General features: G+C 68.9%; 16 protein-coding genes. 10 read left to right on the forward strand and 6 right to left on the reverse strand.

The window, feature by feature from the left end; genetic code table 11:
• The first annotated feature begins 104 nt into the window (after window positions 1-104).
• The 4 genes from sctS to QFZ27_RS32455 are packed head-to-tail and all read left to right on the forward strand — an operon-like array spanning window position 105 to window position 2,689.
• Window positions 105-407 (forward strand): type III secretion system export apparatus subunit SctS, encoded by a 303-nt coding sequence (sctS, locus tag QFZ27_RS32440; RefSeq protein WP_429230587.1) that lies wholly within the window; start codon window positions 105-107, stop codon window positions 405-407.
• Complete coding sequence (gene sctT / locus QFZ27_RS32445; protein ID WP_429230588.1) at window positions 404-1,207, forward strand: type III secretion system export apparatus subunit SctT; 804 nt, start codon at window positions 404-406, stop codon at window positions 1,205-1,207. Before sctS ends, sctT begins: the two co-directional genes overlap by 4 nt.
• Window positions 1,204-2,214: an EscU/YscU/HrcU family type III secretion system export apparatus switch protein gene (locus QFZ27_RS32450; RefSeq protein ID WP_429230589.1), complete on the forward strand. Its 1,011-nt coding sequence runs from the start codon at window positions 1,204-1,206 to the stop codon at window positions 2,212-2,214. The genes sctT and QFZ27_RS32450 overlap by 4 nt, the downstream gene beginning before the upstream one ends.
• A gap of 58 nt (window positions 2,215-2,272) precedes the next feature.
• Window positions 2,273-2,689, forward strand: a complete 417-nt coding sequence (locus QFZ27_RS32455; RefSeq protein ID WP_429230590.1) for a DOPA 4,5-dioxygenase family protein — start codon at window positions 2,273-2,275, stop codon at window positions 2,687-2,689.
• Window positions 2,690-3,036: 347 nt separating this feature from the next.
• Here the strand turns inward: QFZ27_RS32455 and QFZ27_RS32460 are convergent, their stop codons facing one another.
• Entirely contained in the window at window positions 3,037-3,672 is a 636-nt protein-coding gene (locus QFZ27_RS32460) for a hypothetical protein (protein ID WP_429230591.1), read from the reverse strand.
• Window positions 3,673-3,830: 158 nt separating this feature from the next.
• Window positions 3,831-6,761, reverse strand: coding sequence for an FAD-binding and (Fe-S)-binding domain-containing protein (locus QFZ27_RS32465; protein WP_429230592.1), 2,931 nt, complete (start codon window positions 6,759-6,761; stop codon window positions 3,831-3,833).
• Window positions 6,762-6,856: 95 nt separating this feature from the next.
• Here QFZ27_RS32465 and QFZ27_RS32470 point away from each other — a divergent pair, with 95 nt between their 5' ends.
• Window positions 6,857-8,053 (forward strand): pyridoxal-phosphate-dependent aminotransferase family protein, encoded by a 1,197-nt coding sequence (locus QFZ27_RS32470; protein ID WP_429230593.1) that lies wholly within the window; start codon window positions 6,857-6,859, stop codon window positions 8,051-8,053.
• Here QFZ27_RS32470 and QFZ27_RS32475 read toward each other — a convergent pair.
• A complete protein-coding gene (locus QFZ27_RS32475) occupies window positions 8,050-8,733 on the reverse strand; it encodes a TetR/AcrR family transcriptional regulator (RefSeq protein ID WP_429230594.1) in 684 nt (227 codons plus the stop codon). The genes QFZ27_RS32470 and QFZ27_RS32475 overlap by 4 nt on opposite strands.
• A 236-nt stretch (window positions 8,734-8,969) precedes the next feature.
• Between QFZ27_RS32475 and QFZ27_RS32480 the strand changes: the two genes are divergently transcribed.
• Together QFZ27_RS32480 and QFZ27_RS32485 are read left to right on the forward strand one after the other, a co-directional pair.
• On the forward strand, window positions 8,970-12,134 hold the full coding sequence (locus QFZ27_RS32480; RefSeq protein WP_429230595.1) for an efflux RND transporter permease subunit: 3,165 nt from the start codon (window positions 8,970-8,972) through the stop codon (window positions 12,132-12,134).
• 16 nt (window positions 12,135-12,150) lie between these two features.
• Complete coding sequence (locus QFZ27_RS32485) at window positions 12,151-13,335, forward strand: efflux RND transporter periplasmic adaptor subunit (RefSeq protein ID WP_429230596.1); 1,185 nt, start codon at window positions 12,151-12,153, stop codon at window positions 13,333-13,335.
• 198 nt (window positions 13,336-13,533) lie between these two features.
• On the opposite strand, the gene QFZ27_RS32490 is transcribed toward QFZ27_RS32485, so the two are convergent.
• Genes QFZ27_RS32490 through QFZ27_RS32500 form a run of 3 tightly spaced genes read right to left on the reverse strand, consistent with a single transcriptional unit; the run spans window position 13,534 to window position 16,978 of the window.
• On the reverse strand, window positions 13,534-15,030 hold the full coding sequence (locus tag QFZ27_RS32490; protein ID WP_429230597.1) for an FGGY-family carbohydrate kinase: 1,497 nt from the start codon (window positions 15,028-15,030) through the stop codon (window positions 13,534-13,536).
• The gene (locus tag QFZ27_RS32495) at window positions 15,027-16,163 is read right to left on the reverse strand and encodes a M42 family metallopeptidase (protein ID WP_429230598.1); all 1,137 of its coding nucleotides are present in this window, start codon (window positions 16,161-16,163) and stop codon (window positions 15,027-15,029) included. The genes QFZ27_RS32490 and QFZ27_RS32495 overlap by 4 nt, the downstream gene beginning before the upstream one ends.
• 5 nt (window positions 16,164-16,168) lie before the next feature.
• Window positions 16,169-16,978 (reverse strand): BtpA/SgcQ family protein, encoded by an 810-nt coding sequence (locus tag QFZ27_RS32500; RefSeq protein ID WP_429230599.1) that lies wholly within the window; start codon window positions 16,976-16,978, stop codon window positions 16,169-16,171.
• A 252-nt stretch (window positions 16,979-17,230) separates the two neighbouring features.
• Between QFZ27_RS32500 and QFZ27_RS32505 the strand changes: the two genes are divergently transcribed.
• The 3 genes from QFZ27_RS32505 to QFZ27_RS32515 all read left to right on the forward strand — a co-directional run bounded on the left by QFZ27_RS32505 (window position 17,231) and on the right by QFZ27_RS32515 (window position 21,211).
• Window positions 17,231-18,892 (forward strand): type 2 periplasmic-binding domain-containing protein, encoded by a 1,662-nt coding sequence (locus tag QFZ27_RS32505; RefSeq protein WP_429230600.1) that lies wholly within the window; start codon window positions 17,231-17,233, stop codon window positions 18,890-18,892.
• A gap of 304 nt (window positions 18,893-19,196) precedes the next feature.
• Window positions 19,197-20,321, forward strand: a complete 1,125-nt coding sequence (locus QFZ27_RS32510) for a carbohydrate ABC transporter permease (protein ID WP_429230601.1) — start codon at window positions 19,197-19,199, stop codon at window positions 20,319-20,321.
• On the forward strand, window positions 20,318-21,211 hold the full coding sequence (locus QFZ27_RS32515) for a carbohydrate ABC transporter permease (RefSeq protein ID WP_429230602.1): 894 nt from the start codon (window positions 20,318-20,320) through the stop codon (window positions 21,209-21,211). Before QFZ27_RS32510 ends, QFZ27_RS32515 begins: the two co-directional genes overlap by 4 nt.
• Window positions 21,212-21,219: the final 8 nt, after the last annotated feature.

Below are 21,219 nucleotides of genomic sequence, written 5' to 3' on the forward strand. Positions count from 1 at the left end.
GACCCCTCCCCCTACCCCCCTCCCGCAAGGGGAGGGGGGACTGGAAAGGAGCCACCCCGGCGAAGCGTGAAGCTGGTGGCCCTCTTGCCGGACAGGGCGCGCCCATGAACCAGGCGGTGATCTCGCATCTGCTGCAGGAGGCGCTGACCCTGACGCTGCTGCTGTCGCTGCCGGCGCTCGGCATCGCCGCCGCGGTCGGCCTGCTGGTCGGCCTGTTCCAGGCGGTGACCCAGATCCAGGACCAGACCCTGCCGATGGCGATCAAGGTCATCGCGGTGGTGCTGGCCCTGGTGCTGCTGGGCCCGATGCTGGCCAGCCCGCTGGTGCGCTACACCGACCGGATCTTCACCGACTTCCCGGCGATCACACGCGGCGCGATCCCGGCGGATGCCGGGCCGCCCCGATGATCGAATCCTTCCGGCTGCTGGCCGAGCTGATCGGGCCCTACGTGACCGCGATCTCGATCGCCATCGCCCGCCCGGTCGCCCTCGCCACCGTGCTGCCGATGTTCTCCTGGCTGGGCCTCACCGGCATCCTGCGCAACGGGGTGATCATCGCCATCGCCCTGCCGGTGGTGTCGCAGGTGACGTCGGAGCTGGGGGTGCTGACGCCGCTGCAGCCCGGCCAGATGCTGATGCTGGTGGCCAAGGAAGCGGTGATCGGCCTCCTGGTCGGCCTGCTGTTCGGTCTGCCCTTCTGGGCGGTGGAGACGGCGGGCGAGCTGATCGACATGCAGCGCGGCGTCAACGGCGCCTATCTGCTCGACCCCAACGCCTCGGGCCAGGCCTCGCCGGTCGGCACCCTGTTCGTGCTGGTGCTGCTGGCCCTGTTCTTCGCCGGCAACGGCCTCGGCGTGCTGGCCGAGGCGCTCTACGCCAGCTACGCCCTGTGGCCGGTGACCGAGCTGCTGCCGCCCTTCACCGGTGAGACGCCGACGCTGCTGCTGGGCCTGCTCGACCATGTCGTCCGGCTCGGCCTGCTGCTCGCCGTGCCGCTGGTGATCGTGATGCTGCTGGCCGATATCGCGCTGGCCGTGATCGGCCGGATGGCGCCGCAGCTCAACGTCTTCGACCTGTCGCTGTCGGTGAAGTCGGCGGCGCTGGTGCTGGTGCTGCCGATCTACGCCATCTTCCTGGTGCCCTATTTCAACGACAGCCTGGGCTCGATGCGCGGCGTGCTCGACCTCGCCCGGACGGTGCTGCCGTGAGCCAGCAGACCAGCGAAGACAAGAGTCTTCCCGCCAGCGCCAAGAAGCTGGCGGACGCCCGGGGCAAGGGCCAGGTGGCGCACAGCCGCGACCTGGTCACGGTGGTCGCCCTCGTTGCCGGCTTCCTCTATCTTGGAGTCGAGGGGCCGGCGATCATGGAGGCGTTCCGCGCCATCCTGACCGAGCCGATCGCCCTGACGGCCAAGCCGTTCGACCAGAGCTACACCATCATCCCGACCCTGCTGTCGCTGGCGGCCAAGATCGTCGCCCCGCTGGTGCTGGTGATCGTCGTCGCCAGCATCCTCGCCAATGTCGGCTTCCTGCGCGGCATCCCCTTCTCCTTCGACCCGCTGGTGCCGCGCGGCGACAAGATCAACCCCGTCAGCGGCTTCCAGCGCCTGTTCAGCCTGCGCAACCTGCTGGAATTCGTGAAAGCGGTGGTGAAGGCCTGCACCCTGCTGGGGGTGATCGGGCTGCTCGCCCTCGGGGCGCTGCGCGCGGTGCTGGTGACGCCGCAATGCGGCCGCGACTGCATCGGCCTGGTGCTGGTGGCGACGCTGAAGCCGGTGCTGATCGGCATCATCGCGGTGCTGCTGGTCTTCGCCCTGATCGACATGCTGCTGCAGCGCTGGCTGTTCCAGCGCGACCAGCGGATGACCCGCAGCGAGATGAAGCGCGAGCGCAAGGAGCAGGAGGGCGACCCGTTCATCCGCAGCACCCGGCGGCAGCTGCATCGCGGCCTGGCCCGCGGCGAGGGCGGGTCCTCCGCGCCGACGCTGTTCGTCACCGATGGCGAGATCACCGTCGGCATCCGCTTCGTCCCTGGCGAGACCTCGGTGCCGATGCTGGTCGGCAAGTCGTTCAAGGGCGGCATGGCCGATGTGCCGGTCGAGACAGCCCCCCTGTTAGCAAGGCAGCTGCATGCCGAGGGCAAGATCGGCGAGGCCGTCCCGAACGAGCATTTCGACGCCCTGGCCCGGATCCTGCTGCGGCTCGGCGCGGTGTGAGGCCCCCGCCGCCTCTCGTCCTGCGCTATGGTCGGGCGACAAGAGCGGGAGACGAGCGATGGACTCGAAGCAAGCGCCGCGGCCGGTGGCGGAGATCGCCAGCTACCACGCCCATGTCTATTTCGACCCGGCGGCGACCCGCGACCGGGCCGAGCGGCTGCGCGGCTGGATCGGCGAACGCTTCCGCGTCCGCCTCGGCCGCTGGCACGAGGTCAGGGTCGGGCCGCATGACCAGGCGATGTTCCAGGTCTCCTTCGCCACCGAGCTGTTCGCGACGCTGGTGCCCTGGCTGATGCTGAACCATGGGGGCCTGAGCATCCTGGTCCACCCCAACACCAGCAACCCGCGCCGGGACCATCTGGTCGACCCGGTCTGGATCGGAACGCCGCTGCCGGTGCATGGCGACATGCTGCCGGAAGAGGAGGAGGCCGAAGGCCCGCTGGAGCCGAACACCGACCCGGACCGGCCCGCCTGAAGCGGAATGAAGTGAGGTCGGGTCGCGTCGGTGCTTTCGAACATGGGCTGACGGGATGTCGAGCCTCTTTGGCGCTGGCGAGACCTTTTCAGAATACGGCCGTTCGAGCCAATCCATCCTTTCCACACTCCCTCTCCCCTTGCGGGAGGGGGCTAGGGGGAGGGGGTTTTCGCCGCCGAGGCCGGCCTGAACCCTGACGCTTCGGCCATGACGGCCTGGCCTCTGCGCATTCGCGCGCGGACGCGCGCAGACCCTTCCCCCAACCCCCTCCCGCAAGGGGAGGGGGAGTGTGGAAGGCTGCGCTTGCGGATGCTGAAAGTTGGTGAAGTGGGTGAGTTCGCAGGAGCCTACCCGGTGTCCGGCGGCCTGGGCTTGCGGCCGGAGGTCGGGCGAGGCTTGGGCGGGTCCGCAGGCGGATCGTCCTCGCCATCCTTCGACGGGATGAAGCCCAGCTGCTCCATGGCCTCGTCGGCCATCTCCAGCCAGCGCTCCACCCGCACCGGCAAGCCCCAGCGCCGGCACAAGGCCGCCACCGCGACCGGGGTCCGGCTGGCTTCGATCAGCTCCACCACCTCCGGCCGCTCCAGCTGCTCGCGCATCTCGGCGACGCGGCGAGCGATCTCCTCATTGTCCTTCGACACCTCGTAGGCCGCCGCCAGCATCGCCAGCTTCACCCGCAGATCGTGGAAGTCCTCCTGCGCCGCCTCGCGCTTCGCCGCGGCCTTGCGACGCTCGTCGACCTGCCGCGACAGCTTGTCCTTGAGCAGCAGGGTCAGCCGCACCGAGCGCGCGACCGTGGCGATCCGCTGGCAATAGTCGGCGCCGGGCTGTGGCACGTGCAGCGCCTCCTGCTGCGTCGCCCGGGCGATCGACATCTGGAGCTCGACCAGCTCCGCCAGCACGCGCAGATCCCCCTCTGCCGCCGGAGCGGCCGGGGTTTCCAAGTTCGAATCGGTCTGCGCCTTGCCCATAGAACACAGCATGAACAGGATCGAAAATTAAAACAAGAAAACAGTGTGTTAACAGCGGGATGAATGAGGTCCGGTCAGGGTCTGACAGGATGTCGAGCGTCTTCTTGTCGCCTTGGCGCGATCGAGATAACCCGATCCGATCCAAACTCACTCCGCTTCAGGGCCTGCTTTCAGGACTGCCCGGCGGCCGCGGCCATGCTGGCGGCGAGGAGCCGGGCGACATGCAACGCCTCGCGCCCGGCGCCGTCGCGGATCTGGTGGCGGCAGGAGGTGCCGTCCGCCACCACGACCGTATCGGGGGCGGCCTGGCGCACCGCCGGCAGCAGCGACAGCTCGGCCATCGCCAGCGAGATGTCGATCGTCTCCGCCTGGTAGCCGAAGGCGCCGGCCATGCCGCAGCAGCTCGATTCGACGGTCTCGACCGCCAGGCCGGGGATCAGCCCGAGCGCCGCCTGGACCGCGCCCATGGCGCCGAAGGCCTTCTGATGGCAATGGCCGTGCAGCAAGGCTTTGGCGGCGACCGGCGCCAGGGCCGGCGCGAAGCGGCCGGCCTCGGCCTCGCGGGCGACGAACTCCTCGAACAGCAGGGCATGGGCGGCGGCGCGGCGCGATTCGTCACCCGGCAGCAGCGCCACGGCCTCGTCGCGAAAGGTGAACAGGCAGCTCGGCTCCAGCCCGACCACCGGCACGCCGCGCTCCAGGAACGGCCGCAGCGCCGCCAGGCTGCGGCTCATCTCGGCCCGGGCGGCTTCGACATCGCCGACCGACAGGAAGGTCCGGCCGCAGCACAGCGGTCGGCGTGAGCCGTCGGCCGGCCGGGGGTGATGGATGCGGTAGCCGGCGCCGGTGAGCACGGCGATCGCATCGTCCAGAATCTCGCGCTCAAAGGCGGCGTTGAAGCTGTCGGCCCAGAGCACGACCTCTTTCCCGCCCTCAGTGCCCAAGGCGGCCGGCGCCTTGAAGCGGTCGCGCCGCCACGCCGGCAGCCGGCGGCGGGCGCTGAATCCGGCCAGCCGTTCCGACAGCCGGGCCAGCACCGGGATTCGGTCGCGCAGGTTGAGCAGGGGCGCGGCCATCGCCGCGAAGCGGGCGTAGCGCGGCAGGTTTGCGACCAGCCGGTCGTGCAGCGAGAAGCCGTTTCGGGCGGCGCGTGCCGCCAGCACCTCGATCTTCATCCGCGCCATGTCGACGCCGGTCGGGCATTCCCGTTTGCAGGCCTTGCAGGACACGCAGAGCCGCATCGTCTCGGCCATCTCGTCCGAGGCGAAGGCGTCGCGGCCGATCTGGCCGGTCAGCGCAAGGCGCAGGCTGTTGGCGCGGCCGCGGGTGACGTGCCGCTCGTCGCGGGTGACGCGGTAGGACGGGCACATCGCGCCGCCCTCCAGCTTCCGGCAGGCGCCGTTGTTGTTGCACATCTCGACCGCGCCCAGCAGCCCGCCCGCGGCACCGGGATAGGCCGACCAGTCGAGCCGCGGCGCGAAATCCTGTGCACCGTATCCGGGTGGATAACGCAGCAGCGAACGGTCGTCGAAGCGCGGCGGCTGCACGATCTTGCCGGGGTTCAGCGCGCCCTCCGGATCGAAGGCCTGCTTCACCTTCTCGAACGCGCGCACCAGCCGCGACCCGAACATCGCCTCGTGGAACTCGCTGCGGACGATGCCGTCGCCATGCTCGCCGGAATGCGAGCCCTTATAAGCGCGGACCAGGGCGAAGGCCTCCTCGGCGATGGCGCGCATCGCCTTGAGGTCCTGCTCCAGCCGCAGGTTCAGCACCGGCCGGACATGCAGGCAGCCCTCCGAGGCGTGGGCATACCAGGTGCCGCGCGTGCCGTGCTTCTCGAACACCTCGGTCAGCCTGGCGGTGTACACTGCCAGATGCTCCAGCGGCACGGCGCAGTCCTCGACGAAGGAGATCGGCTTCGCCTGGTCCTTCATCGACATCATGATGTTGAGGCCGGAGGTGCGGAGGTCGGCGATCGCCGCCTGCAGCGCCGGGTCCAGCACCTCGACCACCCCGCCCCAGCGCGCCCGGTCGTGGTCGAAGGCGAAGCCGAGATCGCCCATCATCTCGCCGAGCTGCCGCAACCGCCGCTCGTTCTCCGCCTCGTCCTCGGCGAACTCGACCAGCAGCAGCGCCTCCGGCTCGCCGCGCAGCATGGCGTCGAGGGTCGGCCGGAACATCGCGATCTCGCCGGCCAGGGCGATCATGGTGGCGTCGACCAGCTCGATCGCGATCGGCTTCAGCCTGACCAGGTGCTGGGCCGCGTCCATCGCCGCGTGGAAGGAGCCGAAATGGCAGACGCCCAGGGCCCGGCGGCCCAAGAGCGGCCACAGCGTCAGCTCGACCGCAGTGGAATAGGCCAGCGTGCCCTCCGACCCGACCAGGATATGGGCCAGGTTGACCCGGCCGCGGGCGGGGTCGAGGGCGTCGAGATTGTAGCCGCCGACGCGGCGCTGCACCTTGGGGAAGCGGGCGGCGACCTCGGCCGACTCGCGCGCGCCGATCGCCAGCAGCCGCTGCGCCAGGGCCCGCGCCCGCGGGTCGTTGATGCCGTCGATTCCGTCGGCCGCGACCTCGCCAAACCGCATGGCGCTGCCGTCGGCCAGGACGGCGTCGATCGACAAGACATTGTCGCGGGTGGTGCCGTAGCGCAGCGAGCGGCCGCCGCAGGAGTTGTTGCCGACCATGCCGCCGATGGTGGCGCGCGAGGCGGTCGATACGTCGACCGGGAACCACAGCCCGTGCGGCCTGAGCCGGCGGTTGAGCTCGTCCAGCACGATGCCGGGCTCGACCCTGCAGCGCCGGGCCTCGACATCGAGCGACAGGATCCGGTTGAGATGCTTCGAGCCGTCGACCACCAGGCCGCGATTGACGGTCTGGCCGCATTGCGAGGTGCCGCCGCCGCGGGCGGTGACCGGCACCCCCGCCTCGCGCGCCAGGGCCAGGGCCCGCACCGCCGCATCCATGCTGCGCGGCACCACCACCCCGGCCGGCATGATCTGGTAGTGCGAGGCGTCGGTGGCGTAGCGGCCGCGGCTGAACGCGTCGAACAGGATGTCGCCGTCGATCTCGGCCCGCAGCTTCTGATCCAGACCCGCCATCGGACTCCCTTTCCGCCCGACTTTGCCGCGACTCCGCACGATTGTGGTATCCAAACCCTATCCCATCAGCGCGGCAACAGCCTCCAGGAGGGGTCATGACCAGCAGCGGGCCGCATTTCCTGCAGATCCCGGGTCCGAGCCCGGTGCCGGAGCGCATCCTGCGGGCGATCGGCCGGCAGGTCATCGACCATCGCAGCGCGGAGTTCGCCCGGCTCGGCCAGGAGGTGCTGGAGGGCTGCAAGGCGGTGTTCAAGTCCTCCGGCCCGGTGATCATCTATCCATCCTCCGGCACCGGCGCCTGGGAGGCGGCGATCGTCAACACCCTGTCGCCCGGCGACCGCGTGCTGATGGCCGAGACCGGCCATTTCGCCACGCTGTGGCGGCAGATGGCGGCGCGCTGGGGCATCGAGGTCGACTTCATCCCGGGCGACTGGCGCCGCGGCGTCGACCCCAGCGCGATCGAGGCGAAGCTGGCGGAGGATCGCGGGCACGCCATCAAGGCGGTGATGGTGGTGCACAACGAGACCTCGACCGGCGCCACCAGCCGGATCGCCGAGATCCGCCGCGCCATCAACGCCGCCGGCCACCCCGCGCTGTTCCTGGTCGACACCATTTCGTCGCTGGCCTCGGTCGACCACCGCCATGACGAATGGCAGGTCGACGTCACCGTCAGCGGCTCGCAGAAGGGCTTGATGCTGCCGCCGGGCCTCGGCTTCACCGCGATCTCCGACAAGGCGATCGCCGCGTCGAAGGCCAGCCGGATGCCCCGCTCCTACTGGGACTGGGGCGAGATGCTGAAGCCCAATGCCGGCGGCTTCTTCCCCTACACCCCGGCCACCAACCTGCTGTACGGGCTGCGCGAGGCGCTGGCCATGCTGCGGGAGGAAGGGCTGGATGCCGTGTTCGCGCGGCACAGGCGCCTGGCGGCGGCGACCCGTGCGGCCGTGCGCGCCTGGGGGCTGGAGGTGCTGTGCCTGGAGCCGGCCGAATACTCGCCCGTGCTGACCGCGGTGCTGCTGCCGCCGGGCCATGACGCCGACCGCTTCCGCAAGGTGGTGCTGGAGGGCTTCAACATGTCGCTCGGCTCCGGCCTCGGCCGGCTGGCGGGCAAGGTATTCCGCATCGGCCATCTCGGCGCCTGCAACGAGCTGGTGCTGATGGGCGCCCTGGCCGGCGTCGAGATGGGGCTGGCGGCGGCCGGTGTGCCGCACCGCGCCGGCGGGGTCGCGGCAGCGATGAGCGCGCTGAACGGCCAGGCCGCGGCGCCGGACGGGCCGATCGCTGCCGGCTAGGCCGAAACAGGGCCGGACGCGCCGGCGGTCTCGCGCGGCAGGAAGGCGGCGATGATCGCCTCGGCCATGCGGATGAAGCGGGCGCTGGGCCCTTCGGCGCCGACGCTCTGCCGGCTGACCCGGGCGCCTTCCAGCAGCAGCCACAGCGTGTCGGCCAGAAGCTCTGCCTGGGTGGCGCCGGCCGCCCGGCACAGCCGCACCAGGCGGTCGCGCTGGGCTGTCTTGAAATCCTCGATCACGCGTCGGGCCGGATGGCCGGGCTCGGTCAGTTCGACCGCGGCATTGACCATGTCGCAGCCGCGCGCATCCGCGATCGCGCAGTCTGCCCCGACCTGGACCCAGGCATGCAGCTGCGCCACCGGGTCGCCGAGGTATTTCTCCTCGATGCCCGCCCAGATGGCGTCGGCTTCCTCGGCAAGGCCGTGCAGGCATTCGACGATCAGGTCGTCCTTCGACCCGAAATGCCGGTACAACGTCATCTTGTTGGTGCCGGCCGCCTCGGCGATGGCGTCGACGCCGACGCCGCGGTAGCCGTGCTTGTGGAACAGGTCCCGGGCGGTGCCGAGAATCCGGTCGCGCGGCCGGAGTTCGGCGGCGGGCGCTGGCAGCCCCTCCGGCCTCGGGGGTGTGATGGTCGTCATAGCACCTGAATTGCCCTTGACGGTATTGTTGCGCTGCATCAAGTATTCTGTTACTTACCGGTAACACCCCAGTCAGGTCGGGTCAAGGTCCGACTCAGCCGGCGGGTGCCCGGGCCGAAGCTCCACTTGACGACGGCCCGCCGGAACGATAATCAACCACAAGATAACTTAACCAAGAGGTTTACCATGGCCTGTGGGTTGGCCTCGGCATATTCCTGCGGTGCGCGCGATTGCGGCGCGGCGCAGGGCCGCCTATTCGGGGGCACGACCCGGTCATGATCGGCTTCTTCATCCAGCGCCCGATCTTCGCCTCGGCGATCGCGGTGATCATGGTGCTGGCCGGCGGCATCTCGTACTTCCTGCTGCCGGTCTCGCAGTTCCCCGACATCACGCCGCCGCAGGTCGTGGTCAGCGCCGCCTATCCGGGCGCCAGCGCCCAGGTCGTGGCCGACACCGTGACCACGCCGCTGGAGCAGCAGATCAACGGCGTCGAGGGCATGATGTACATGTCGTCGACCTCGTCGAACGACGGCACCTCGAACATCACCGTCACCTTCCAGGTCGGCTATCCGCTGAGCATCGCCGCGGTCGACGTGCAGAACCGGGTGTCGCAAGCGGCCTCGTCGCTGCCGGCGATCGTGAACCAGGGCGGCATCACGATCCAGAAGCAGAACCCGAACTTCGTCCTGATCGTCGACCTGACGTCGCCGGACGGGTCGGTCGACCCGGTGGAGCTGAGCAACTACGCCTATCTGCAGATCGTCGACCCGATCAAGCGGCTGCCCGGCGTCGGCAATGTCCAGATCTTCGGCGAGCGGCGCTATTCCATGCGCATCTGGCTGGACCCGGACAAGCTGGCCAATCTGGGCGTCACCGCGGTCGACGTGCAGAACGCGGTCGCCGAGCAGAACGTGCAGGTCGCGGCCGGCAAGATCGGCCAGTCGCCCGCCCCCGAGGGCACCGCCTTCGAGCTGCAGGTCAACGCTGCCGGCCGCCTCAGCGACCCGGCCCAGTTCGGCGAGATCGTGGTTCGCGCCGACCCGGCGACCGGGTCGGTGGTGCGGCTGCGCGATGTCGCCCGGATCGAGCTGGGCGCCCTGCAATACTCGTCCTCGGGCTATTTCGGCGGCCGGCCGGCCGTGGTCGTGGCCGTGTTCCAGCAGCCGGGATCGAACGCGCTGGCGCTGCAGGAGGCCGTCCAGAACAAGATGGAGGAGCTGAAGCAGCGCTTCCCCAAGGGCATCGAATACGGCATCCGCTACGACACCACGCGCTTCGTCTCGGCGGCGATGGAAGACGTGCTGAAGACGCTGCTCGAAGCGCTGGCGCTGGTCGTGCTGGTGGTCTTCATCTTCCTGCAGAACTGGCGCACCACCCTGATTCCCGTCATCGCCATCCCGGTGTCGTTGATCGCGACGCTGGTGGTCATGGAGGGGATGGGCTTTTCACTAAATATGCTGAGTCTGCTCGGCATGGTGCTCGCGATCGGCCTGGTGGTCGATGACGCCATCGTCGTGGTCGAGAACGTCGAGCGGCAGCTGGAGGCCGGGCTGCCGCCCCTTGCGGCGACGCGCAAGGCGATGACCGAGGTGACCGGGCCGATCATCGCCACCACCGCGGTGCTGATGGCGGTGTTCATCCCGGTCGCCTTCATCCCCGGCGTGTCCGGCCGCCTGTACAACCAGTTCGCGCTGACCGTCGCCATCTCGGTCGGCCTGTCGGCCTTCAACTCGCTGACGCTGAGCCCGGCCCTGAGCGCCGCGTTCCTGCGGCACCGGGCCAACACCCCCTTCATCCTGTTCCGCTGGTTCAACTCCGGCTTCAATGCGCTGTCGCACGGCTATGCCGCCCTGGTGCGCTTCCTGATCCGGATCCGCTGGCTGGTCATGATCCTGTTCGTGGCCGGGCTGGGCCTGACCTATTGGGTGTCGTCGCGCCTGCCATCGACCTTCCTGCCGGTCGAGGACCAGGGCTATTTCTTCGTCGTCATCCAGCTGCCCGACGGCGCATCGCTGGAGCGCACCGAGGCGGTGGCGAAGAAGACCCGCGCCATCCTGGAAGCGACGCCGGGGATCGAGACGGTCGGCGAGATCGTCGGCCTGAACTTCCTGACCAGCGCCGCCCAGTCGAACTCCGCAGCCCAGTTCGCCATCCTGAAGCCCTGGTCCGAGCGCGGCCCGGACCAGAGCGCGTCGGCCCTGGCCCAGAAGGTGGGCGCGGAGCTGATGCAGATCCCCGAAGCCTTCGCCCTGGCCTTCGACCCGCCGTCGATCCCGGGCATCAGCACCACCGGCGGCTTCGAATTCCAGATCGAGGATCTGTCGGGCCAGGGCGCCGGGGCCTTGAACGCGGCGACCCAGGCGGTTCTGGCCGAGGCGCGGAAGCAGCCGGAGCTTGATCCGCACCAGCTGTTCAGCAGCTTCAGCACCACGACCCCGCAATACAATTACGACCTGGACCGCAACAAGGCGAAGATGCTGGGGCTGACCTTGCCCGACGTGTTCAACACGCTGCAGATCTATCTGGGGTCGCTCTACGTCAACGACTTCAACCTGTACGGCCGCACCTTCCGCGTCACCATCCAGGCGGACAAGGACGCCCGCGGATCGGCGACTGACATCTCCCGGCTGTATGTCCGAAACTCGGCGGGCGGCATGGTGCCGTTGAGCACGCTGGGCGACCTGAAGCCGATCGCCGGCCCGGACACGGTGCCGCACTACAACAACTACACCTCGGCCAAGATCAACGGCGCCCCCGCTGCCGGCTTCAGCTCTGGCCAGGCGATCGCGGCGATGGAGCGGGCGGCCGCGACGGCGCTGCCCCGCGACTTCACCTATGAATGGACCGGCATCACCTTCCAGGAACTGCAGGCGGGATCGGTGGCGGCCCTGGTGTTCGGCCTCGCCATCGTCTTCGTGTTCCTGATCCTGGCGGCGCAGTACGAAAGCTGGTCGATGCCGTTCATGGTGCTGCTGGCGGTGCCGCTGGCCCTGTTCGGGGCGTTCGCGGCGCTGTGGGCCCGGCAGATGCAGATCGACGTCTATTCGCAGATCGGCCTGGTCATGCTGATCGGCCTGGCGGCCAAGAACGCCATCCTGATCGTGGAGTTCGCCAAGCGCCTGCGCGAGGAGGGCCACAGCATCGTCGAGGCGGCGGCGGAAGCCGGGCGGCTGCGTCTCCGGCCCATCCTGATGACGGCCTTCGCCTTCATCCTGGGCGTGGTGCCGCTGATGATCGCCACCGGCGCCGGTGCCTCCAGCCGCCAGTCGATCGGCACCACCGTGTTCGGCGGCATGCTGGCCGCCACCATCCTGACCCTGATCTTCGTGCCCGTGTTCTATGCCGTGATCGAGTCCTTCCGTGAGCGCCGCGGCGGCACGGACAGCCCCCACGCCACCGACGGCCATCGGCTCGAGCCGAAGGCCGGCCCGGCCGAATAGAGTGGAGAATCGCGCCATGCGCGTCCGTACCGTCGTCCTGGGATCGATCGTCGTGGCCGCCGCCGTCGTCGCCGGCCTGTACCAGACCGGCCGCCTGCCCCCGGCCCTGCTGGCGCTGGGCGGCGACACGGCGCATGCCGAAGCCGCGCCCGCCGCCGGGCCTCCCCCCGCCATGCCGGTGCCGGTGGCCGCGGTGCTGAAGCGGTCGCTGCCGATCTATCTCGACTATTCGGCGCGCACCGAATCGATCGCCGCCATCAGCCTGCAGGCCAAGGTGTCCGGCTATATCCAGGCGCAGCCGGCGACCGACGGCACCGACGTCAAGCCGGGCGACCTGCTGTACAAGATCGACCAGCGCGACTTCCAGGCCGCGCTGGACCAGGCCAACGCCCAGCTGCAGCGCGATCAGGCCAATATCGACTATCTGCGCTCGAACTACGACCGCGGCAGCGAGCTGAGCAAGAACGGCTGGCTGAACAAGGACACCTTCGACCAGCGCGAGAGCAATCTGAAGCAGGCCCAGGCCACCCTGGCCAGCGACCAGGCGGCGCAGCGCCAGGCCGAGCTGAACCTGGGCTACACCGAGATCCGGGCGCCCTTCGCAGGGCGGCTCGGCCGCAACCAGGCGCCGGTGGGAACTCTGATCAGCGTCGGCGGCGGTGCCCTCAACACCCTGGTGCAGCTCGACCCGATCTACGTCACCTTCAACCCCAGCGAGACCGAGCTGGGCAAGATCCGAGCCGCGCAGGCCGCGGGGAAGGTCATGATCGACGTGCTGCTGCCGGGCGAGACCGAAGCGAAGCACCGCGGCGAGCTGACCTTCCTGGACAACGCCGTCGACAACCAGACCGGGACGATCCTGGCGCGCGCCACCGTCGGCAACGGTGATTTCGGCCTGCTGCCCGGCCAATATGTCCGCGTGCGCGTCCATCTGAAGCCGCAGCCGGACGCCCTGATGGTGCCGCAGGTGGCGGTCGCCGCCAGCCAGTTCGGGCGCTACGTCTATGTCGTCAGCAAAGACAACAAAGCGGAGCAGCGCCTGGTGACCCTGGGCCCGACGGACGGCCCGCTGGTCGCCATCGAGAAGGGGCTGACCGAAGGCGACCGCGTCATCACCGGCAACACCCAGAAGATCTTCTACCCCGGCATGCCGGTGCAGCCGCTGCCGGAACAGCAGCAGCAGGCCAAGGCCGGGTCGTAATCTCCGGATGTAGGCTGGGTTCGCCGAGGGGCGAACCCAGCATTTCCGATATCCCTCTTTGTCATTGCCGGGCTTGACCCGGCAATCCAGGGGCCACCGAGAGCTGCTCTGAAAGCCCCTGGATCCTCGGGTCAAGCCCGAGGATGACAGGATTGGTGGGTCGGTAACGGAACCCAACCTCCGCGAGCCCGACTCCCCTCACCCGTCCAGCCGCCGCATCAACTCCCGTGTCGCCGGATACAGGTCTTTGAAGACGCCGAATTGCCGCCGGTACACCTCGGCGTGGAACGGGTCGGGCGTGATCTCCGACGCGGTCGGGTTCCACGTCCGGATATCGCCCGGCTGGACGTCGCCGACCGCCAGCGCAGCCAGGAAGGCGTCGCCGTAGCTGGCGCCGAAGGTCTTCTGCCGCAGGATCTGCGGATGGCCGGAGATGTCCGAGGTCGCCTGCGACCACACCCGGTTCTTGGTGCCGCCGCCGACCGAATACACGGCGCGCGGCACCTGCCCCGCCTCGCGATAGGTCTCGACGATATGCGCGGTGCCGCAGGCGATGCCTTCGAACACCGCCCGGCAGATGTCGCCGCGGGTGTGGGTCAGGTTCAGGCCGAACAGCACGCCCTTGGCCTGCGGGTCGTGGATCGGCGTGCGTTCGCCTGAGAAATACGGCAGCAGCACCAGCCCGCGCGCGCCGGGCGGCGACTGCTCCGCCTCCGCCACCAGCGCCGGGATCGCCGTGGCGGGATCGAGCTCGCGCGCGAACTGGTCGCGGAACCAGTGGCTGAGCGTGCCGCTGGTGGCGAGGCCCGCCAGCGCCGCATGCTGGCCCGGCACCAGCCAGGGCGCCCACCATAGCCGCGGGTCGCGGACGCGGGTGTCACCGAGCAGGATGGTGAAGATGGTGGAGCCGTACATCACCATCATGTCGCCGTCGTCGAGCACGCCGACACTGACCGCCTCCGCCGCCGCGTCGATGGTGCCGGCGATCACCGGCGTGCCCTCGGCCAGCCCGGTTTCCGCCGCAGCCTGCCGAGTGACGGTGCCGACGATGTCGGTGCTCCAGGCCAGGTCCGGCATCTGCCCGAGATCGACGATGCCGGGCGCCAGCGCATCGCTCCAGGCCAGCTCATCGGCCAGGTAGAACGGGCTGGAGTTCGCCGCCGTGTAGTGGTCGATGACGAAGCGCCTGGTCAGCTTGTGCACCAGGTACGAGGTCGAAGTCAGGATCCTGGCGGTGCGGGCGAAGATCTCCGGCCGGTTTCGCTTCAGCCAGAGGATCTTGGGGCCGACCGACTGCGAGGTCAGGGCGTTGCCGCAGCGCTCCAGCAGCACATCCTCGCCGATCTGCGCCGTCAGGTCCGCGATCTCCTGATGGGCGCGGGTGTCGACGCCGTACAGCACGGCGTTCATCAGCGGCTCGCCCGCCGCATCGACCGGCAGCATGCACGGCCCGATGGCGCTGAGGCCGACCGCCCGGATCGACGCGGCCGGCACGCCGCTGTCGGCCAAGAGCTTGCGGCAGAGGAAGGTGACGTCGTCCCACCAATCCTCTTTCGGCCGGTGCTCGGCCCAGCCGGGCTGCGGCACGATCAGCTTGTGCGGCTTGGCGGCCATGGCGGCGATCCGGCCGTCCGCCGCCACCAGCACGCCCTTGGATTCAAAGGTCCCGATGTCGATGCCGAGGTAATGGGTCATGTCTCGTACCGGTCGCGGTCCAGGCTGAAGCTTTCGTCGATGCGGCCGAGGCCGGCGGCCAGCAGGCGCGCCAGCCCGGCCAGGTCGGACAGGTCGCAGATCTCGAGCGAGGAATGGGTGCCGCGGGCCGGGTAGCCGAGATCGATCGAGGCCACGCCGGCATTGACCAGCTGCACGTAGGACGAGTCGGTCAGCAGCCCGACATGGGCGCTCTTCTGCAGCGGGATGCCCTCGCCGCGCGCCGTCTCGCCGAACAGGGCGACCAGCGCCGGATGCGGGATGGTGCCGTTCAGGGTGCCGCGGCCGTGGAAGCTGTACAGGCTCATCGCCGGTCCGCCGCCGAGCCGGACGTCGCCGCGCTGCGCCATGTCCGGTGTGTCGGTGGCCAGGATGATGTCGAGCTGGATGGCGATGTCCGGCGCCAGCACCTGCGCCGCCGTCACCGCGCCGCGCAGGTTGAACTCCTCCTGCACCGAGAACACCAGATGCACCGTTGGCCGGCGCGGTGCCGCCAGCAGCGCCCGGGCGACCTCGATGATCACGGCGCAGCCGGCCCGGTCGTCCACCGCGGTGCCGGCGATGCAGTCGCCGGCCAGTTCGACCACCTTCGGCGCATAGACCACCGGCGTGCCGATGTCGATGCCGGCGGCCAGCACGGCGGCGACGCTGTCGAAGCCGGCGTCGATGTAGATCTCCGGATAGGGCAGGACCCGGTACTTCTCTTCCTGCGAGGTGGCGTGGTGGCTCTTGTTGGCGATCACCCCCGGCACGTCGCGGCCGGCGCCGACGCAGAACACCACCGCCTGCGAGGCCAGCGCCTTCTCCGGCACTCCGCCCAGCCGCTCCACCCGCACCAGCCCGCCCGGCTCGATCTTGCGGACGATCAGACCGAGCTGGTCCATATGCGCGAACAGCATCACGCTGGGCCCCGCGACCGTGCCGTCGATCGTCGCGATCAGATTCCCGAGCCGGTCGGAGCGCGAGGGGATGCCGAGGCCGGACAGGAGCCCGGCGAGATGCCGCCGCACCCGTCCCTCATGGCCACTGAGGCCGGGGATCAGCATCAGCTCCGCCACCAGCCCGCGCAGGCGCTGCTTGACCGGGTCGGTGCCCGGCAGGTCGTCCGTCGCCATCGCCGTCAACCCTTCCGCGCCGCCCGGGCCAGGCGCATGAACTCCGCCGCTCGGTCGGGATCGACCGCGTTCCAGGTGTGGCCGTCGACCTTCAGCGACGAACCGACGATGCAGCCGTCCGCGACCCGCAGCACGTCGGCGACCGTGTCGTGCTTGACCCCGGTGTTGGCCAGGACCGGAGTGTGCGGCAGCACCCGCTTGACCGCCTCGAGATCCGACATCGCCGCCGCCTCGCCGGTGATGGTGCCGGAGACCAGGATGGCGTCGGGGATGCTGGAGAACACCGCGCTGCGCGCCCGGTCGGCCAGGTCGCGCCGGTCCAGCGACCAGGCGAATTCGGCCGAGATGTTGTACAGCATCGCCAGGTCGCCGCGGCCGAGCCGGTTGCGATAGCGCATCGCCTCTCCCGCATCGGGATTCCACGGCCCCATATCCGAGGCATAGGTGCCGGTCATGATCTCACGGATGAAGGCGGCGCCGGTGGCGGCGGCGAGCGCGACCGAACTGGTCGGATCCCACAGCACATTGACGCCGAACGGCACCGTGATCTCCGACCACAGCCGGCCGATCAGATAGGCCATGGTCGCGGTCGAGGCCGTGTCGACCTTGAACTCATAGGGCCGGTCGTTCTCGTTGCCGAACATCACGGCGTCGAAGCCGGCCGCCTGCAGCGCCTGCAGGTCCCGCCGCGCGCCGTCGAGCAGCCCGTCCAGCCCGGCCGCCGAGTCGTAGAGCGGCGCGCCCGGCAGGGCCCCGAAATGCACCATCGCGATCACCGGCTTGGTGTCGCCGAACACCCGCTGGAAATTGCCCACGCCCACCATCCGCGTCCTTCCCTGCTTTGGCCCTGCTTCGGGGCCGGTGCGGCTCCCGGCCGCTCCCTTGCACCCTTTTCGTCGCCGCATCATACTCAGGATCGTCTTCGGCACCCGCCGAAATCGCAATGTTGGCAACGTTGCCATGAAACGTTTCACGACCCTGGGGTCGGAACGATCGGGCGATGCGGCCGTTGCGGTTCCGGACCGGTCGAGGGCCGCAACAACGAAAAGACCACAGGGAGACTCACGGTGAAGCTACGGGATTACGACCGCCTCATCGCGGCACAGGCCAGCCGGCGCACGGTTCTGAAGGGCGCGGCCGGGCTCGGCGCCGCCCTGGGCACCACCGGCCTGTTCGGCCCCCTCTCCTCGACCGCGCTGGCGCAGGGCGATCTGCGCGCCCAGATCCTGCAGATCCCGGGGGTCGGCAAGGGGTCGCCGACCGACGCCGACTGGCAGAAGGTCGGCGAGCTGTGTCTCGGCCCGACCAAAGCCGCGGTCAAGGAAGGCGAGTTCAAGGGCATCAAGCTCAGCTTCATGGGGCTGAACAACCAGAACCTGCACAACCTGCTGTTCCGCGGCTTCCTGAAGCCGTGGGAGGCCTATACCGGCGCCGAGATCACCTGGATCGACCTGGCCCAGGCCGACTACAACCCGCGGCTGCAGCAGGCCATCGCCACCGGTACGGTCGATTTCGACATCGTCGAGATGGGTGCCCCGTTCGAGGGCGACGTCTGCGGCAAGGGCCTGGCCTCGGAGATGCCGGACTGGGTCAAAGCCCAGATCGAGATGGACGATTATGTCGGCTACCTGAAGGCGCCGGTCGGCACCTGGGAAGGCAAGACCTACCGCATCTCGATCGATGGCGACTGCCATACCTTCAACTACCGCACCGACGTGTTCTCCGACGCCGACCTGGCCAAGGCCTGGAAGGATGGCGGCGGCCAGGGCGACTGGGGCGTGCCGAAGACCTGGCAGCAGGTGCAGGCGGCGACCAAGTTCCTGAAGGGCAAGAAGGTCGCCGGCCAGGACGCCTACGGCTATCTCGACGCGCCCAAGGCCTGGGGCGGCTTCGGCTTCTACTTCCTCGGCAGCCGCGCCTCGGCCTATGCCAAGCATCCGGACGACAAGGCCTGGCTGTTCGACGTCGACACCATGAAGCCGCGGATCAACAACCCGGCCTGGGTGCGCGCCATCCAGGACGTGATCGACGCCCTGCCGTCGGAGCCGGCGGACCAGCTGAACGCCGACCCCAACACCACCGCCTTCCAGCAGTTCCTGGCCGGGACCGGGTCGATGGTGTCGTGGTGGGGCGATGTCGGGTCGAACGCCAAGACCAGCGATTCCTCGGTCATCGGCGACACCTGCGGCTTCAGCATCCTGCCGGGGTCGGACGACGTCTACAACGCCAAGTCCAGCGCCTGGGACAAGCTGCCGGGCGGCCCGAACTATGCGCCGAACATGGCCTATCTGGGCTGGGGCGTCTATGTCATGGCCCGGGTCGACAGCGATCCGCAGAAGCACAAGGCGGCCTGGAGCGCCGCGGCCCATCTCGGCGGCAAGGACCTGTCGCTGTGGACCTCGGCCTACCCGTCCGGCTTCCAGCCCTACCGGAACAGCCATTTCAACATCCCGGAATGGGTCGCCGCCGGCTATGACGAGGCCTTCATCAAATCCTACCTGAGCGCCAATTCGGACTCCTACAACCACCCGAATGCAGCGATCGAGCCGCGCATCCCCGGCATCTTCCAGTACTACAGCGTGGCCGAGGACGAGCTGGCCAAGGTCTTCGCCGGCCAGGGCACCGCCCAGTCCGGCGCCGACGCCATCGCCGCCGCCTGGGAGAAGATCACCGACCAGATCGGCCGGGAAAAGCAGATCGCCCTGTACAAGGCATCGCTCGGGTTGTGAGAGCCGGGATCATCGGGATAGTGCCCGGACCGCTTCCTTCCTTGTCCCCCCTCCCCTTGCGGGAGGGGGCTAGGGGGAGGGGTTTGGCGCCGATGGAATGGATGTTGGGCGTCACCACTGGCCTCGTGGAGATCCCGACTGATTCCTGGCCGGCTCCCATCATCGACACCCCCTCCCCCTACCCCCTCCCGCGGGGGGAGGGGGAGTGTGGAAAGCGTGGGTCGGTCCATGTGATCGGAGGTCCCGCAAGCGGGAGGGGAAGCGCCTTTCCGCCACACGGCATCCATTTGCAGTCCGGACCAGCATGAGCGAAGCGGAGATCGGCGCCCTTGGCGGCGACCACAGCATCAAGCCCGTCTCATCCCACATCCCGGCCGGCCGCCGGACCGCGGGGCGCTGGCTGATCGGGTTGGCCAGCCTCGGCTTGGCGGCGATGCTGCTGCTGCAGGTGCTGGATTCGGCCGAAATCGTCGCCATCGGCTTCGAAACCTGGCGGCCCCTGCTCTACACCTATCTGGCCTGGGCGGTGGCGCTCGGCGCCGGGCAGGTGATGATCCGGGGCGAGGCCGGGCACCGGGCGCTGTTCCTGCTGCCGGCGGTGCTGTTCACCGTGTCGATGGTGATCTTCCCGACCGTCTTCGGGCTCTACATCGCCTTCACCGACTGGAACCTCAGTTCCTTCGCCGGCCGGCAGCTCAACGGCCTCGACAACCTGCGCACCCTCTGGGCCGATCCGTACTACTGGAACGCGCTCGGCAACATGGTCTGGTACGTACTGGCGGTGCTGGTGCAATACGCCATCGCCTTCTGCCTGGCCCTGCTGCTGAACGCCGAGATCCGCGCCCGCAAATTCTTCCGCGTCGCCTTCCTGATGCCGTTCATGCTGAGCCCCGTCGCGGTCAGCTGGATGATCGGCAAGTCGATCATGGAATACCGCTTCGGCCCGGCGGCGTCGCTGGCCCGGTTCCTGGGCTGGGAGAACCCGGCCTTCTTCGCCTCGCCCTGGATGGCGCGGATCAGCATCATGGCGATGGATGGCTGGGTCTCGATCCCCTTCATCATGATCCTGCTGCTGGCCGGGCTGCAGGCCATACCGAACGACATCCTGGAGGCGGCACGGATCGACGGCGCCAAGGCCTGGCAGTCGTTCTGGAAGATCACCTTCCCGCTGATGCTGCCGGTCAGCGTCACCGCGGTCATCCTCAGGATCATCTTCGAGCTCAAGCTGGCCGACATCGTCATCAACGTCACGTCGGGCGGGCCCGGCGGCGCGACCGACACGGTGTCGAGCTTCATCTATCGCGAGTACCGCGACCGATCCAATGTCGGCTACGGCACCATGCTGGCGCAGGTTTATTTCATCATGATCATCGTCTTCGTGACCGGCCTGTTGAGCCTGGTCAGCCGCTGGATGCGGCGGCTGACATGAGCGGCGCGGCGACCTGGCGCGTGAAGCGCCTCTCCGGCCGCACGCTGCTCTACGCCGCGGCGCTGCTGTGGGCCTTCATCTCGTTGTTCCCGATCTACTGGACGGTGACGACCTCGTTCAAGACCGCGGTCGACGTCACCCAGGGCCACCTGATCCCCTTCATCGACTACCAGCCGGACTGGCGCGGCTGGCGCTCGCTGGGCCTGTCGCCGGACACCATCGGCGCGACCTCGACGGTGCGGGAGGAGTTCCTGCTGCGCTTCGAGAACAGCGTCGTCGCCTCGGTCGGCGCCTCGCTGCTGGCGGTCGTGATCGGTTCGCTCGCCGCCTACGGCCTCAGCCGCTTCCGTTACAAGTTCGGGCCGTGGCGGAACAAGGATATCTCGTTCTGGTTCCTGTCGCAGCTGATCCTGCCGCCGGTGGTTCTGGCGATGCCGTTCCTGGTCCTGTACAAGGAGCTGGCGCTGCTGGACACCCGGATCGGGCTGATCCTGGTCTATGCGCTGACGGTGCTGCCGATCGTGATCTGGATCATGCGCGACCAGTTCTCCACCATTCCGATCGAGCTGGAGGAGGCGGCGCGGGTCGACGGCGCCACGGTGTGGGAAACCTTCCTGCGCATCGTGCTGCCGCTGGCCCTGCCCGGCATGGTGGCGGCCTTCATCCTGTCGGTCGTGCTGTGCTGGAACGAGTATTTCTTCGCCGCCCTGCTGACCAGCAGCGACGCCAAGACCCTGCCGGTGATGGTGGCCAGCCAGACCGGGTCGCAGGGCATCAACTGGTGGTCGATGGCGGCGCTGTCGACCGCGGCGATCGCGCCGCTCGCCGCCATCGGCATCTTCCTCGAGCGCTACATCATCCGCGGCCTGACCGCCGGCGCAGTGAAATAGGGGAGCTG

It is taken from the genome of Inquilinus ginsengisoli, assembly GCF_050434925.1.
GTDB lineage: Bacteria > Pseudomonadota > Alphaproteobacteria > DSM-16000 > Inquilinaceae > Inquilinus > Inquilinus ginsengisoli_B.

Coding starts and splice junctions, on each gene's coding strand:
- sctS (WP_429230587.1), top strand. CDS start 105: ATGAACCAGGCGGTGATCTCGCATCTGCTGCAGGAGGCGCTGACCCTG.
- sctT (WP_429230588.1), top strand. CDS start 404: ATGATCGAATCCTTCCGGCTGCTGGCCGAGCTGATCGGGCCCTACGTG.
- QFZ27_RS32455 (WP_429230590.1), top strand. CDS start 2,273: ATGGACTCGAAGCAAGCGCCGCGGCCGGTGGCGGAGATCGCCAGCTAC.
- QFZ27_RS32460 (WP_429230591.1), bottom strand. CDS start 3,672: ATGCTGTGTTCTATGGGCAAGGCGCAGACCGATTCGAACTTGGAAACC.
- QFZ27_RS32465 (WP_429230592.1), bottom strand. CDS start 6,761: ATGGCGGGTCTGGATCAGAAGCTGCGGGCCGAGATCGACGGCGACATC.
- QFZ27_RS32470 (WP_429230593.1), top strand. CDS start 6,857: ATGACCAGCAGCGGGCCGCATTTCCTGCAGATCCCGGGTCCGAGCCCG.
- QFZ27_RS32475 (WP_429230594.1), bottom strand. CDS start 8,733: ATGCAGCGCAACAATACCGTCAAGGGCAATTCAGGTGCTATGACGACC.
- QFZ27_RS32480 (WP_429230595.1), top strand. CDS start 8,970: ATGATCGGCTTCTTCATCCAGCGCCCGATCTTCGCCTCGGCGATCGCG.
- QFZ27_RS32485 (WP_429230596.1), top strand. CDS start 12,151: ATGCGCGTCCGTACCGTCGTCCTGGGATCGATCGTCGTGGCCGCCGCC.
- QFZ27_RS32490 (WP_429230597.1), bottom strand. CDS start 15,030: ATGACCCATTACCTCGGCATCGACATCGGGACCTTTGAATCCAAGGGC.
- QFZ27_RS32495 (WP_429230598.1), bottom strand. CDS start 16,163: ATGGCGACGGACGACCTGCCGGGCACCGACCCGGTCAAGCAGCGCCTG.
- QFZ27_RS32510 (WP_429230601.1), top strand. CDS start 19,197: ATGAGCGAAGCGGAGATCGGCGCCCTTGGCGGCGACCACAGCATCAAG.
- QFZ27_RS32515 (WP_429230602.1), top strand. CDS start 20,318: ATGAGCGGCGCGGCGACCTGGCGCGTGAAGCGCCTCTCCGGCCGCACG.